This is a genomic window from Pilimelia terevasa (assembly GCF_014647915.1).
GTDB lineage: Bacteria > Actinomycetota > Actinomycetes > Mycobacteriales > Micromonosporaceae > Pilimelia > Pilimelia terevasa.
The window spans coordinates 1-758 of the sequence record NZ_BMQC01000041.1; the positions used below are offsets into that span (position 1 = coordinate 1).

General features: G+C 68.5%; 1 protein-coding gene. It reads left to right on the forward strand.

Annotated elements, in window-relative coordinates; all coding sequences use genetic code 11:
• Nucleotides 1–756: sporangiospore maturation cell wall hydrolase GsmA (gsmA, locus tag IEY75_RS20630; protein ID WP_189116052.1), on the forward strand; the 756-nt coding region annotated here is incomplete at its 5' end.
• Nucleotides 757–758: the final 2 nt, after the last annotated feature.

Consider the following 758-nt stretch of genomic DNA (forward strand, 5'->3'; position numbering starts at 1 on the left):
GCCCCCGCCGCCAGCATCCGGGTCTACGCCGGCGTCGTACGCAGCACCGACGGCCCGGTCCGGGCCCGCTCCGGCCCCTCCACCCGCTTCCCGATCCAGAACACCCTGATCAACAACACCAAGCTGCGCCTGCACTGCGCCGCCACCGGCGAGCGGGCCACCGGCAACCGCGGCACCACCACCCAGTGGGACAAGACCACCGACGGCCGCTGGATCTCCCACGCCTACGTCACCACCGGCAGCCTCCCCCGCTGCACCACCGTCCCCAAGCCCCCGGCCACCCTCACCAACGCCCAGTTCATCGCCCTGGCCGTCCCCGGCGCCCAGCGCGGCTGGCGCGAGTACGGCGTCCCGCCCTCGATCACCATCGGCCAGGCCATCCTGGAATCCGGCTGGGGCCGCAGCGCCCTGTCCTCGGTCCACCACAACTACTTCGGCATCAAGTGCCACGACAAGGGCCCCCTGGCCAGCGGCTGCTACAGCTACCAGACCTTCGAGTGCGACAACAAAGGCAAGTGCTTCGGCATGACCGACTCGTTCCGCACCTACACCACCGCCGCGAACTCCTTCCGCGACCACGGCCGCTTCCTGCGCGTCAACTCCCGCTACGCCCCCGCCTTCGCCCACACCCGCTCCAGCAACAAATTCCTCTACCGCATGTGGAAAGCCGGCTACGCCACCGACCCCCAGTACTACACCAAAGTCACCTCCCTCATGAAAACCCACAAGCTCTACCAGTACGACACCTGGCGCTGAAC